The 15063-nt window shown below is 74.8% G+C and carries 1 protein-coding gene; it reads right to left on the reverse strand.

The features are described from left to right. Window position 1: 1 nt before the first annotated feature. The gene (locus tag ACIBTS_RS08130; RefSeq protein ID WP_399317498.1) at window positions 2-15040 is read right to left on the reverse strand and encodes an SDR family NAD(P)-dependent oxidoreductase; all 15039 of its coding nucleotides are present in this window, start codon (window positions 15038-15040) and stop codon (window positions 2-4) included. Between the last annotated feature and the right edge of the window lie 23 nt (window positions 15041-15063).

Below are 15063 nucleotides of genomic sequence, written 5' to 3' on the forward strand. Positions count from 1 at the left end.
CTCACTCTCCGGATTTCTGCTCGTGGCCTTCGGCACCGTGCACCGCGCGGATCAGTTCGTCCACGTCCATGTCGTCGACGGCGCTGGTCTCCTCGTCGACGCGCTGCCGGTGGCCGTCGTCGCCGCCGTCCGCCGCGCTCGGGACGTCACTCACCGGACTGAACCGTTCCTCGAGCCCGCGTGCGAGGTCCAAGGGCGTCGGGCAGTCGAAGATGACGGTCGCGGGCAGCCGCAGACCGGTGGCCGTGGCCAGCCGGTTGCGCAGTTCGACGGCTGTCAGGGAGTCGAATCCCATCTCCAGGAACCCGCGGTCGACGTCCAGCGAACTCGCCGAGCCGTGGCCCAGCACCGCGGCGGCCTGTTTCCTGACGAGGTTCACCAGCGCCTGGCGCCGCTCGGCCGGGGACATCCCGACGAGCCGGCCGGCCAGTCCTTCGGAGGTGCCGCTGTCGCCCGCGGTGTGCTCGGGCCGGCCGCGGCGCGGCGCCAGCCCGCGCATGACGGGAGGCAGCGTCCCCTGGCTGTCCTGGGCGCGCAGCGCCGCGCGGTCGATGTGCGCCGCCACGACCAGCGGCTCCCCGGACCTGACCCCTTGGTCGAACAGGGCGAGGCCTTCCGCGGCGGACATGGCCTGCGCCCCGCCCCGGGAGAGCCGATCGCGGTCCACGGCGTTCATCTGCCCCGTCAGTGCGCTGTCGGGCGCCCACAGGCCCCAGGCGATCGACGTGGCGGCCTGCCCACGCGAGCGCCTGACCGCGGCGAGCGTGTCGAGGAACACGTTGGCCGCGCCGTAGTTGGCCTGCCCGGGGTTGCCGAGCAGGCCGGCCGCGGAGGAGTACAGGGCGAACATGCCGAGGTCGAGGTCGGCGGTGAGCTGGTCGAGGTGCACGGCGGCATCGACCTTGGGACGCAGCACGGGCGCCAGGCGTTCGCCGGTGAGGGAGGTGAACACCGTGTCGTCCAGCACCCCCGCCGTGTGGACCACCGCGGTGAGCGGGTGGTCGGCCGCGATCCCGTCCAGCAGGTCGGCCAGGGCGTCGCGGTCGGCGATGTCGCAGGCGGCGAGCCGCACGTCGGCGCCCAGCCCGGCGAGTTCCGCCCGCAGTTCCGCGGCGCCCGGCGCGGCGGCGCCCTGGCGGCTCGCCAGCAGGATGTGGCGCATCCCCCAGGGGCCGGCCAGGTGCTTCGCCACCAAGGCGCCCAGTGTCCCGGTGCCGCCGGTGATCAGTACCGTGCCCTCCGGATCGGGAACGGGCGGAATCGTCAGGACGAGTTTGCCGATGTGCTTGGCCTGGGCCATGTGCCGGAACGCCTCGGGCGCGTCACGAACGTCCCAGGTGCGGACGGGCAGCGGCTGTACGGCGCCGTCCCGCAGCAGCCCGACGACGTCGGTCAGCATGGTCCGGATCGACTCCGGGCTCGTGTCCGGCACCAGGTCCACCGGCCGGTACACCACGCCGGGACAGGCGGCGGCGACCTCTTCCGGGTCCCGGCGATCGGTCTTGCCCAGCTCGATGAAGTGACCGCCCTTGGGCAGCAGGCGCAGCGAGGCGTCGATGAGTTCGCCGGCCAGCGAGTTGACGACTACGTCGACTCCCGCACCGTCGGTGGCGGCGAGCACCCGGTCGGCGAACGCGGAGTCACGTGACGAGGAGATGTGAGCGTCGTCCAGGCCCATCCGTCGTAGCGCGTCGTGCTTGGCCGGGGCGGCCGTGGCGAACACCTCGGCGCCCAGGTGGCGGGCGATCTGGACCGCGGCCGTGCCGACTCCGCCGGCCGCCGCGTGCACGAGGACTCGTTGCCCGGCGCGCAGGCCTGCCGCCTCGTGCAGAGCGAAGTGGGCGGTCAGGAAGGCGGAGGGGACCGCGGCCGCCTGCTCGAACGACCAGTCCTGCGGGATCGGGACCAGCCAGCGGTGGTCGGTGACCGCTTCGGTGCCGAACGCCTGTGGCATCAGCCCCATGACCCTGTCCCCGGGCTTCAGCCCACTCACGCCGGGACCGGTCGCCTGGATCACCCCGGCTCCTTCGCCGCCGATGAACAGGCCGTCGTCCGGCGGCAGCCCCAGGGCGACGAGGAGATCGTGGAAGCTGATCCCGGCGGCACGGACCCGTACCCGCACCTGGCCCGCTGCCAGGGGCTCTCCGGTCTCCGGGCACGCCACCACGGACATGGCGTCCAGGACACCGGCCGGGTCCGGTTCGAGCCGCCACCGGCCGCCGAGCGGCGGCGTCAGCCTGCCCTGCGGCAGGCCCGCCGCGGCCAGCCTGGGGATCAGCAGCGCGCCCCGCCGGATCGCGATCTGCGGCTCGTCGCCGGCCAGCGCGAGCGCGGCCGTGCCGTCGTTGTCGTCCAGGTCGGCGAGGACGATGCGGCCCGGGTTCTCGGCCTGCGCCGAGCGAAGCAGCCCCCACACCGGGGCCGCGGCGAGGTCGTGCACGTCGCCGGGGTCGCCGACCGCGAGCGCGCGGCGGGTGACCACGACCAGCCGTGTGTCGAGCGTCCGGTCGTCGGCCAGCCAGGCCTGGACGTCGTGCAGCACCCTGTCGGTCAGGTCGAGGGCGCAACCGGGCAGCCCGGCGCCCGCCGTCGTCGTACAGGGGAGGACCGCTGTGCGGGGGGTCGGCGCACCGTCGGCCAGGGCGCTGAGCAGGGTGGCCACATCGGGGTAGGTGTGCACGGGGGTTCCCGACGCCGTCAGCGAGTCGGCGAGGCCGAAGGTGTCCTCGCCGAGTACGGCCCAGTCGCCGTCGACGCGATGGTCCTGCGCCGCCAGCGGAACCCAGTCCAGGTGGAACAGGGAGCGGTTGGCGGGGCTCGCGGCCACCGAGAGCTGCTCGACCGGGACCGGCCGGGTGACCAGGCGTTCGATCACCAGCACCGGGTCGCCGGTCTCGTCCGCCGCGGTCAACGCCACCGCGTCCGGGCCGGCCGGCGCGATGCGCACCCGAAGGGCTCGTGAACCGGGCGCGAACAGTGACACGCCGGACAGGCTGAACGGCAGCCGCACCGTCCTGTCGGCGCCGTCGCCCTGCGCGGCGGACGGTGCCAGGACCATCGCGTGCAGCGCCGCGTCGAGCAGCGCGGGGTGGATGCCGTACCGAGCCGCCTCCTCCCGCACCTGGGCAGGCGGTGATATCTCGGCGTATACCTCGTCGCCGCTCAGCCACGCCCGGGCCAGACCCTGGAACGACGGCCCGTAGGTGTAACCGGCCTCCGCTCCCGCCGCGTAGAAGGAGTCGGGGTCCATCGGCACGGGTTCGGCACCGGGCGGCGGCCACTCGGCCGACGTGGCCGAAGCCGTGCGGCCGACTGCCGCCAGGACCGCCGACGCGTGCCGCGTCCACTCGCCGCCCTGGCTGTTCTCACCGTCCGGCCGAGAGTAGACGGCCAGGGGCCGGTGCCCCGAATCGTCGGGCGGCCCCACGATCAGTTGGAGGCTCACCGGATCGTCGCCGTGCAGCAGCAACGGCGCTTCCAGGGTCAGTTCCTCGACACACGGGCAGCCTGCCTCGGCTCCGGCGCGCAGAGCCAGCTCGGCGAACCCCGTCCCCGGCAGCAGACACACGCCGTCGACCGAGTGATCGGCCAGCCATGGCAGGGTGCGGGACGAGAGCCGCCCGGTGAGCACCAGGCCGCCGCTGTCGGCCAGTTCCACCGCGGCGCCGAGCAGCGGGTGGTCCGGTGCCGTCACGCCGAGGGTGGCCGGGTCCGCGGCGGCGCTCTCGTCGTCCATCCAGAACCGCCGCTGGTCGAAGGCGTAGGTGGGCAGGGGGACCCGGCTGCCGCCGGGGATCAGCTTGGCCCAGTCCAGGTCCGCGCCGTTCACCCACGCCTGTGCGAGCGAGGTGGTGAAGCGGGCCATGCCGCCTTCGTCGCGGCGCAGCGAGCCCACCGTCACCGGCTCGACGGCGACGTCCGCCGACGTGGCGGTGTCCAGCACCGCGGCGGCCAGCACGGGGTGCGGGCTCGCCTCGACGAACATGGTGAAGCCGTTGTCGAGCAGCTTCTTGGTGGTGCGCGCGAACAGCACCGGTTCCCGCAGGTTCCGGTACCAGTACTCCGCGTCCAGCCCGGTGGTGTCGATCGGCTCCGCGGTCACCGCGGAGTAGAACGGGATGCGCGCGCGCCGGGGGGTGATGGCGTCCAGCTCGGCGAGGAGGCCGTCGCGCATCGGCTCGACCTGCGGCGAGTGCGAGGCGTAGCTGACCTCGATCCGCCGGATCCGGATCCCGCCGCGTTCGCACTCGGCGCTCAGCTCGTCCAGTGCGTCGGTGTCACCGGCCACGACGACCTGCGAGGGGCTGTTGACGGTCGCGATCGACACCCGCCCCTGCCAAGGGGCGAGGAGGGTCGCCGCCTGCTCCTCGTCGGTGTGCAGCGAGGCCATCCCCGCGGAGCCGGTCAGCCGGGCCAGTGCCGCGGCCCGTACGGCCACCACCTTGGCGGCGTCCTCCAGCGACAGCGCGCCGGCCACGTACGCGGCGGCGATCTCGCCCTGGGAGTGCCCGACGACCGCCGCGGGGTGCACGCCGTGGTGCTGCCACAGGCGGGCCAGCGAGACCATCACCGCGAACAGGGCCGGCTGCACCACGTCGACCCGTTCCAGGCCGGGCGCCCCGTCCGAACGGCGGAGCACGTCGGTCAACGACCAGTCGGTGTACGGAGCCAGCGCCTGCTCGCATTCCCGGACGTAGCCGGCGAACTCCGGGGAGGTGTCGAGCAGTTCCGCGGCCATCCCGGACCACTGGCTGCCCTGTCCCGGGAAGACGAACACGACCCGTGGCTTGCGCCGTGCGGTGCCGCACACCAGCGCGGGGTCCGGCTCGTCGTCGGCGAGCCGGGTGAGCGGGCGCGGGTAGTCGTCGCGGCCCGCTCCGAGGACCACCGCGCGGTGCGGCAGCGCCGACCGGGTGGAGGCCAGGCTCCAGCCGATGTCACGCGGCCGCACGTCCGACTCGTCCGCGAGCAGCCGGTGCAGCCTGCCGGCCTGCTGCCGCAGTGAAGCGGGGGACGCCGCCGAGACGGGCCAGGGAAGCGGCGAGTTCGCCGCATCCGGACCGGGGTCGCCCTCCTGCGCCGGCTGCTCCGGCTGCTCCGGCTGCTCGGGCTGCTCCTGCGGCTCAGCCGGTGGCTCTTCGACGATCAGGTGGACGTTGGTGCCGCTGACGCCGAACGCGGAGACCCCCGCGCGCCTGGGATGTTCCGCATCGGGCCATGGCAGCGCCTTGACCGCGAGCTCGACCTCACCGGCCGACCAGTCCACCTTCCGGCTCGGCTCGTCGACATGCAGCGTGGCGGGCACCGTCCCATGGCGCATCGCCAGCACCATCTTCATCACGCCGACCGCACCGGCCGCCGCCTGCGTATGACCGATGTTCGACTTCACCGACCCCAGCAGCACCGGCCTGCCCTCGGGACGCTCCTGCCCGTACGTCGCCAACAGCGCCTGCGCCTCGATCGGGTCCCCCAGCATCGTGCCCGTGCCGTGCGCCTCCACCACGTCCACGTCCCGCAGCGACAGCCCCGCGTTCGCCACCGCCTGGCGGATCACCCGTTGCTGGGACGGGCCGTTCGGCGCCGTCAGTCCGTTCGAGGCGCCGTCCTGGTTGACCGCCGAGCCCCGGATGACGGCGAGCACCTCGTGTCCCTGGCGCCGGGCCTGCGACAGCGGTTCGACCAGCAGCAGGCCGACGCCCTCGGCGAACCCGGTGCCGTCCGCGGCCTCGGCGAACGCCTTGCACCGTCCGTCCGCCGACAGCGCGCGCTGCCGGCTGAACTCGACGAACACCTTCGGACTCGATATCACCGAGACTCCGCCGGCCACCGCCATCGAGCACTCACCGGCCCGCAGGGCCTGACACGCCATGTGCAGCGCCACCAGGGCGGACGAACACGCCGTGTCGACCGTCACCGCCGGGCCCTCCAGCCCGAAGAAGTACGACACCCGACCCGATATCACGGCCGGTGTGCTTCCGGTCACCGCATATCCCTCGGCGCTGCGCGGTGCCAGCGGCGCCCCGGTCGCGTAGTCCGTCGGACCGGCGCCGACGAACACCCCGGTCGGGCTGCCCTTGAGGCCGAGCGGGTCCACTCCGGCGTTCTCGAACAGCTCCCATGAGGTTTCCAGCAGCAGCCGCTGCCTCGGGTCCATGGTCAGCGCCTCGCGCGGGGAGATCCCGAAGAACTCCGCGTCGAACTCCCCCACCCGGTCCAGGAACCCGCTCTCGCGGACATACGACGTCCCCAGGTGATCGGGGTCCGGATCGAACAGCCCGGCCAGATCCCAGCCCCGGTCGGCGGGGAAGGCGGACACGCCGTCCCGGCCCTCGGACAGCAGCCGCCAGAACTCCTCCGGCGACGTCACACCCCCCGGCAGGCGGCACGACATCCCCACGATCGCGATCGGCTCGTCGACGGCCGGCGGGTTCCCGGACGGCACTGCCGACGCGGACTCCGCCGCCGGCCCGGCGGGTTCGCCGGAGGCGAGCTCGAGCAGGCAGCCGGCGACGGCCGTGGCGGTGGGGTAGTCGAACGCGAGGGACGCCGGCAGGCGCAGCCCGGTGGCCGTGTTCAGGCGGGTGCGGAACTCGACCGCCGTGACGGAGTCGGACCCCATCTCGGTGAAGGGCCGGTCGGGGTCCAGGTCGCCGGCCCGGCCGTAGCCCAGTACGGCTGCGGCCTCGGTCCTGACCAGGTCCAGCACCGCCCACTCGCGCTCGGACTCCGGCGTCCGCGCCAGCAGTTGGGCGAGGGCGCTCTCCCCCGCCTCCGGGTCGCCCTGCCCCGGCGTCCCACCCGCGACACCCCGCACGTCCGACAGTTCGTCGAGGAGCGGCCGGGAGCGGGCCGCCGTGTAGAGCGGGGCGAACCGCTCCCACTCGACGTCGGCGACGGCCACGGAGGTCTCGTCCCTGTCAAGCACGTGCCGCAGCGCCCGCAGCGCCTGCCCGGGATCCAGGAGCGGCAGGCCCTGCCGTTCCGACTGGCTGGTGAACATGTCGCGCACCGCCGCGTCGTCGGCGTCGTCTCCGAACGCGTTCCAGAAGCTCCAGGCGATCGTGGTGCCCGCCCGGCCCCTGGCGCGACGCTGGACGGCGAGGGCGTCCACGTGTGCGTCGGCGGCCGCGAAAACGCCGTTCTCGGCCGCCCCCCAGACGCCCGCGACGGAAGAGAACAGGACGAAGGCGTCCACGTCGTCCTCGCCGTCCTCGCTCAGCAGCTCGTCCAGGACGCGCGCGCCTGTCACCTTGGCGCGCAGTGTGCCGGCGAGCTGTGCCAACGTCGTCCCGGACAGCGGGCCGGGCTCGGGGACGACCGCCGCGTGAAGGACCGTACGGACCGGCCGTCCCGCGGATCGGGCCGCGTGCAGCAGCTCCCCCATCGCGGCCCGGTCGGCCACGTCGCAGGCCGCCATCGTCACCGACGTGCCGGACCGCAGGAGTTCGGTCTCGAACTCGGCCGCGCCCGGTGCGTCCCGGCCCCGCCGGCCGACGAGGATGATGTGCTCCGCGCCGGAGGCCGCCAGCCACCGGGCGATCCGCCGGCCGAGCCGGCCGGTGCCGCCGGTGATCAGCACGCTGCCGCCCGGCTCCCATGTGCGGGTCACGGGCCGGTCGGCCACCGGATCACGCACCAGTCGCCGCACGTGCACACCGCTGTCGCGTACGGCGACCTGGTCCTCCGCGCCCAGGCCGCCGCCCAGCACGGCACACAGCCGTTGAAGCGCGTCGTCGGCCGATGAGCCGGGCAGGTCGATCAGGCCGCCCCAGCGGTGCGGAACCTCCAGGCCGGCCACCCGCCCCAGGCCCCAGACCTGGGCCTGCGCCGGTGATCGAAGATCGTCGCCGTCCACGCGGACCGCGCCGGCGGTCACGAGCCACATCGGGATGTCGGCCCCCACGTCGCCCAGCGCCTGCACCAGGGCCAGGGTGGCGGCCGAACCCGCCGGGACGTCCGGGAACTCCTGGTGCGGGCGCTCGTCCATCGCCAGCAGGGACAGCACACCCGCCGCGTCCGCGGCCGACGCGCCGCGGAGCAGGCCGGCGAGGTGTTCCCGGCCGTCGCGCGCCGCGTCCAGGGTGAGCTGCCGCGCGTCCGCGCCCCGAGCGGCGAGCACCCGGCACACGTCCGCCGCGCGGTCCTGTCCCGGGCCGGTGCCGGGAGCCAGGACCAGCCAGGTTCCGCTCAGCGGCGGTTCTCCGGGGTCGGCGGCGGGCCGCCAGTCGACGCGGTAGCGCCAGGCGTCGAGTTCGTGGGCGGCGACGTCCGGGATCGCGGCCGGCTCCGCGTCGCGCCCGGCGAAGACCGGCTGCCAGTCCACGTCGGCGCCCCGCGTGTACGCCTCGGCGAGGGAGGCCAGGAAGCGTCCGGTGCCGCCGTCGTTCTTGCGCAGCGTGCCCAGTGCCCTCGCGTCGCTGCCCGTCTGCTCGACCGTCTCCTCGATCGCCGGGGTGAGCACCGGGTGCGGGCTGGACTCGATGAACAGGTTGTGGCCGTCCGCGAGCAGCGCGCGGACCGACTCCTCGAACCGCACCCGCCGGCGGAGGCTGTAGTACCAGTACTCCGGACCGAGTTCGGCGGTGTCGAGCAGGCCGCCGGTGGCCGAGGAGTAGAACGGCGCGCTCCCCTGGCGGGGCCTGATGCCCTCGAGGACGTGCCCGAGCCGCTCACGGATCTGCTCCACGTGCGGCGAGTGCGAGGCGTAGTCGACGTCGACGCGCCGGAACCGGACGCCGTCGCGCTCGCAGACGTCCGCCAGTTCCTCCAGGGCGGCGACGTCCCCCGCCACCACGACGCTGCTCGGACCGTTGATCGCGGCGATGGACAGCCGGTCGGCGAAGCGGCGGAGCATGCCGGTGACCGCCTCTGCGCCCAGCGCGACCGAGGCCATGCCGCCCCGGCCGGACAGTCGCGACAGCTCCGCGCTGCGCAGCGCCACGACCCGGGCCGCGTCGCTCAGCGACAGCGCGCCGACCACGCAGGCGGCGGCGATCTCGCCCTGCGAGTGACCGACCACGGCCGCGGGCACGACCCCGTAGGAGCGCCAGAGTTCGGCGAGCGAGACCATCACGGCGAAGAGCGTGGGCTGAACGACGTCGACCCGGTCGAGCGACGCGGCGCCTGGCTCACCCGCGATCACCGCGCCGAGCGACCAGTCGGTGTACTCGGCCAGCGCCTCCCCGCAGGCGCGCATCCGCTCGGCGAAGGCCGGTTCGGCCGCCATGAGCTCCGCGGCCATCCCCTGCCACTGGGCGCCCTGTCCCGGGAACACCAGCGCGGTTCTCGACTCGGCCGCGGCCGTGCCCCGGATCAGGTTCGCCGCGGTCCGGCCCTCCGTCAGCGCGCTCAACGCGTCGCCGAAGCCCCCGGCGTCGCCGGCCAGCAGGACGGCGCGGTGTGCGGCGGAGTGCGGCAGCGCGGCCAGGGAGGAGCCCACGCCGAGGGGGCTGAGGTCCTGGCTCCGTGCCGTGAGGTCCCGTACCGCGGCGGCGCGTGCCCGCAGGCCGGTGGTGCTGGCGGCGGACATCACCCACGGAATCGTCGGCTGGTCGCCGCGGACGGCGGCGGCCTCGCGGTACCAGTGGCGCTGACGCTGCCACGGATAGCCGGGCAGGCTGACGGGCCGGCGTGCCGCCTCGGCCGGAGCGGGGACGGCGCCGGTGACGAACAAATCGGCCGCCGCGGCCGCGATCCGGTCCAGCGGATCGTCGACGCCCGTCTCCGCGCGCGACCGGCCGGCCGGCCGATCGGGCAGGTCCTCCTGCGGCAGGATGTCGAGGAGCGTGTCCACGCCCGCGGCCGAGATGTCGTCGGCGAGGCCCTCCGGCCGGCCGGCGGACGCGTCGTTGCGGGCCGGCCGCAGGAGTTCGTCGGGCGACGTGGCGGCGCCTTCGCCGTCCGCCGCCACCTCGGGGATGCGGCCGGGGCGGAGTTCCACGCCGGCCGGCCGCCCGGCGGCCAGCCGCAGCGCGTCGTCCAGGGCCAGCCGTCCCGCCGCCCAGGCGGCACCCACCCGGCCCGCGCCCTCGCCGACCACGGCCTCCGGCACCAGCCCGACGGTGGCCCACAGTCTGGTCGCCGCGACGTGATGGCACAGCAGATGGGCCGCCGGCAGGTCGGCCGGCGGGGCGGCGAACGGGTCGACGCTCTCGCCGGTCAGCGCGGCGAGGCGCTCGGCGCAGGAGCGCAGGGCAGCGGCGTACTCCGGCACCCCCGCCAGCCGGTCGCGCAGGGCGGCGGACGGCGGCTGCGCTCCGTACCGGAATCCGACACTGCGCTCGGCCCCCTCGGCCACCTGCCCCTTCCGGGCGGCCGGCGTGTCGCTGCCTCGCGCCGCCTCCTCCAGGGCCGCCGCGAGTCCGGCGGCGTCGTGGCCGGTGACGGCGAGCCGGTGACTCAGCCAGGTACGGCGGTAGGCGGCGGTGAAGACGATGTCGTCCACGTCGGCCGGAGTCTCACGGAGCCGGGCGGCGAGGCGTTCGGCTGCCTGCCTCAGCGCCGGTTCCGCCGCCGCGGTGACCATCAGGACGTAGGGCGCCCCGCGGGGCGGTGCCGCCGTCGGTTCCGCAATCTGCGACGGCTGTTCGACGACCACGTGCGCGTTGCTGCCGCTGAACCCGAACGAGCTCACGCCCGCCCGGCGCGGGCGGTCCCGGTGCGGCCACTGCCGCCGCTCGGTGACCACCGAGACCGGGAGCCGGTCCCAGTCGATCTGCGTCGACGGACGGTTCAGCGGATGCGGCGGGAGCTCCCCGTGGTGGAGCGCGAGGACCACCTTGAGCAGCCCGGTGACGCCGGCCGCGGCCTCCAGATGGCCGATGCCGGCCTTGGCCGCGCCGATGAGCAGCGCCTCGTCGGGCGCGCGCCCCTGTCCCAGCGCCTCGGCGAGGGCGCGGACCTCGATCGGGTCGCCGAGGGGCGTCCCGGTGCCGTGGGCCTCGACGTAGTCGACGTCGCGCGGCGCCCAGCCCGCGGCCTCGACGGCCCGCCGGATGACGGCGACCTGTGCGGACGCGCTGGGCACCGTCAGGCCGCCGCTGGCCCCGTCCTGGTTGACCGCGGTACCGCGGATCACCGCGTAGACGCGGTCGCCGTCCCGTCTGGCCGCGCCGAGCGGCTTGAGGATGAGCGCGGCCGCTCCCTCGCCGCGGCCGTAGCCGTCGGCCGCGTCGTCGAAGGTCTTGCACCTGCCGTCGGGGGCCAGGGCGCCGGCGCCCGCCATGGAGACCGACACCGTGGGCGCGACGATCACGTTGGCCCCGCCCACGACGGCGATCTCGCAGTCCCCCTCGCGCAGGCCCTGGCAGGCCAGGTGGATCGCAGTGAGGGAGGAGGAGCACGCGGTGTCGACGGCGATGCTGGGGCCGCTCAGTCCGAGGAAGTACGACAGGCGTCCGACGGCCGCGGCGAACGTGGTGCCGGTGCCGTAGAAGTGGTTGACGTCGGCCATGTCACGGGTGAGCAGCTGCTGGTAGTCGGCGGTGTTGAGGCCGAAGTAGACACCCGCGGCCCGGCCGTCCAGTGTGGGGGCGGGCTGCCCGGCGTCCTCCAGTGCCTCCCAGGCGACCTCGAGGAGCAGCCGGTGCTGCGGGTCGAGTGACTTCGCCTCGCGCGGCGAGACGCGGAAGAACTCCGCGTCGAATCCCGCCACGTCGTCGAGGAAGCCGCCGCGGAGGGGGACGCCGGAGTCGGCCTCGGCCCAGATCGGGTCGGACCGGCGGCCGGCCGGCATGTCGCGGACCGCGTGGCGGCCCTCGGTCAGCAGCGCCCAGAACTCCTCCGGCGAACTCGCGCCGGGCAGCCGGCACGCCATGCCGATCACCGCGACGGCGTCGTCCGCCGACCCGTCCTCGTCCGCGGGCCCGCCGGACCGGGCGGTCGGCGAGGTCGCCAGGTTCCCGCTGTCGGTTTCAGGGGCTGCTTCGGGGGTGGCCTCCGCCAGGAACGCGGCGAGTGCCTCGATCGTCGGCTTCTCGAAGACGATCGTCGGAGGCAGCTCCAGGCCGAACTCGGCGGCCAGACGGTCCCGCAGCTCGACCGCGGTGAGCGAGTCGAGGCCTTGGTCGAACAGGCCGCGCCGGCGCGCGGGCGGCTGGTCGTCGGAGAGGCCGAGCACCGCCGCCACATGTTCCTCCACCCGCCGCAGCGGGCCACCGTCCACCCGCGGCTTCCTGACGGGTGCGGGTACGGCCACGGGTGCCGGTGCGTTTAGGGGTGCGGTCTCGGGGGCCGGCGGCGCCTCGGCGCCGCGGGTGCCCGGGGCGGCGTCCGTCGGGCGCGCGACCATGTCGCCGATCACCCGGCCGTCGCCGTCGCGCAGGCTCAGATGGATCTGCGCCGGTACGGCAGCCGGGTCGCTCCCCTGCTCGCCCGGCTCGACTCCCGGCAGCCAGTACTTGTCGCCGCCCCACGAGGGCACCGGCAGCGTCCGGTACCGGCCCGGCGTTCCAGTGATCTTCGTCCAGTCCACGTCGATGCCGCCGACATGGAGTCGCGCGACCGTCCTGTGCAGCCCGAGCAGCCCGGACTCGCCGCGGCGCAGGGTGCCCGTCACCGGTCCTCGGCGTCCACGGCGGCGGACGGCGTCGGCGAGCGGCCGGGCCAGCGTGAAGTGCGGGCCGATCTCGACGAACGCCCGGTCGCCGTCGGCGAGCAGCCGGTCGACGGCGGGCCACAGGAGCACGGGGTCGGTGAGGTTGCGTTCCCAGTAGCCGGCGTCGAAGCGCACGTCCGGATCGTCCGGCAGCACGGTGGAGATCATCCGCACCGAGGGCGTGGCGACGGTGAGAGCGGCCAGCGCCTCCCGCAGCCGCGGACCGCACTCGGCCACCACCGGGCTGTGGAACGCGTAGCCGCCGGGCAGCCGCTTGCATCGCAGGCCACGGCTCTCGATCGCCGCCGCGGCCGAGTCGACGGCGTCGCCGGGGCCGCTGAGCACGACCGTCTCGGGTCCGTTGACCGCGGCGACCACCACCGGCAGGCCGGTGTCGGCCAGCACCGCGATGACCGTGTCCCGGTCGGCGCGGACCGCCAGCATGGCGCCCCGGCCCGCCGTCTCCTGAAGGATCTGTCCCCGCCGGACGGCCAGCCGCACGGCGTCGGCACGGGAGAGCGCGCCCGCCGCGTGCGCGGCGGCGATCTCCCCGACGCTGTGTCCGACCACTGTCTCGGGCCGGATGCCGCATTCGGCCAGCCAGCCGGTCAGCGCCGTCTGTACGGCGAGGAGGGCGGGCTGGGCGATGTCGGTGCGGTCGAGCCGGCCGTCCTCGCCCCGTCGCAGCTCGTCCACCAGCGACCACGGCACGTCCCGCCGGATCAGCGCGTCGCACTCGTCGAGGGTCTCCCGGACCACGGGTGAGGCGTCGTACAGGTCCACCGCCATGCCCGGCCACTGCGCGCCCTGACCGGAGTACACGAACACCGGTTCGGGGGCGCCCTCGGGGTCCACGGCGCCGAAGTAGGCGCCGTCCGGCGCCTCCTCCGTCTCGTCCAGGGCCGCCGCCAGCTCCTGCGGTCCCGCCGCGACGGCGGCGAACCGGTGCCGTTCATGAGTGCGCCGGGTGGCGGCGGAGGCGAGCAGGTCGCCGAGCCCGTCGGCATCAGCGCTCACCCGCTCCCCCATCGCGGAGATCTGATCGGCCAGGCCCGGCCGGTGGGCGGCCGAGGCGAGCAGCACGTAGGGGCCGGCCGGGCGAGTGTCCGCGGGCTCGACGGCGGCGGGCTCGACGCCCTCCGCGATCACATGGACGTTCGTGCCGCTGAGCCCGGACGAGCTCACCCCGACGCGGACCGGCCGGTCCCGTCCGGCGAGGCTGACCGTGTCGAGGGGCACCGCCAGCCTGCCGCGGTCCCAGGCGACGGCGGAGGTGAGCCGCCCGGGGTCGGGCTGGGCGGGCACCTTCCGCGCGTTGATGACCCACAGGCCCTTCAGCAGGCCGGCGACTCCGGCCGCGCCGTCGGTGTGCCCGTACACCGCCTTGTTGGAGCCCACGTAGAGCGGCGGGAGGCCCGGATCCCGCTGCCGCCCGTAGACCTCGTCCAGCGCCATGAGTTCGACCTGGTCGCCGAGCGGGGTCCCCGTGCCGTGGGCCTCCACGTAGTCCAGGTCCGACGGACCGATCTCCGCGTTGCCGAGGGCGGAGCGCAGCAGTTCGGCCTGGGCGACGCCGTTGGGCGCCGTGATGCCGAGGCTGCGGCCGTCGTGGTTGGCCACCGAGGCCCGCAGGACCGCGTAGATCCGGTCCCGGTCGGCGAGCGCGTCGGGCAGGCGCTTCAGTACGAGGACGCCGCATCCGTCACCGCGCAGGATGCCGTCGGCGTCGGCCGCGAACGGGCGGCACCGCCCGGTCGGCGAGATCGCGCCGATCCTGCTCATGAAAACGCTCAGCTCGGGCGTGATCATCAGGCTGACGCCGCCGGCCAGGGCGATGTCGCTCTCGCCGGACCGCAGACTCTGGCTCGCCAGGTGCACGGCGAACAGGGAGGAGGAGCAGGCGGCGGTGAGGGAGGCCATGGGCCCGTGCAGGTCGAAGGTGTAGGCCAGCCGGCCCGCCGCGAAGCTGAACTCGGTTCCGCTGGCGTAGTGCGGCCCGATGCCCTTGATGCCGAGCGTCTTGGTGTGCAGCGTCGCGTAGTCGTGCGCGAACATCCCGAAGAACGCCCCGGTGCGGGTGCCGTGCCAGGCGTGCGCGGGCCGCCCGGAGTCGCTCATCGCCTCCCAGGCCACCTCGAGCAGCAGCCGCTGCTGGGGGTCCATCGCGCTCGCCTCGCGTGGCGAGACCCCGAAATAGGAGGCGTCGAACCGGTCGATGTCCTCCAGGAACCCCCCGACATGGCTCGCCGTGCCCGGCCCGGAGGGCCCCGGGGCGGCGAACCCGCGGTCCCAGCGGGTCGCGGGGACGTCCCCGAAGACGGCGGTCGCGGAGCTGAGCGCCGCACCGAAGGAGTCGAGATCGCGGGCGCCGCCGGGGAACCGGCAGCCGATGCCGACGACGGCGATCGGCGTGGCGTACGGGCTCGTCAGCGGTCGTTCTGCCATTGAAGATTGTCCTCGCTCTACAA

It is taken from the genome of Streptomyces sp. NPDC050121 (genome assembly GCF_044460385.1).
Taxonomy (GTDB): Bacteria; Actinomycetota; Actinomycetes; order Streptomycetales; family Streptomycetaceae; genus Streptomyces; species Streptomyces soliscabiei.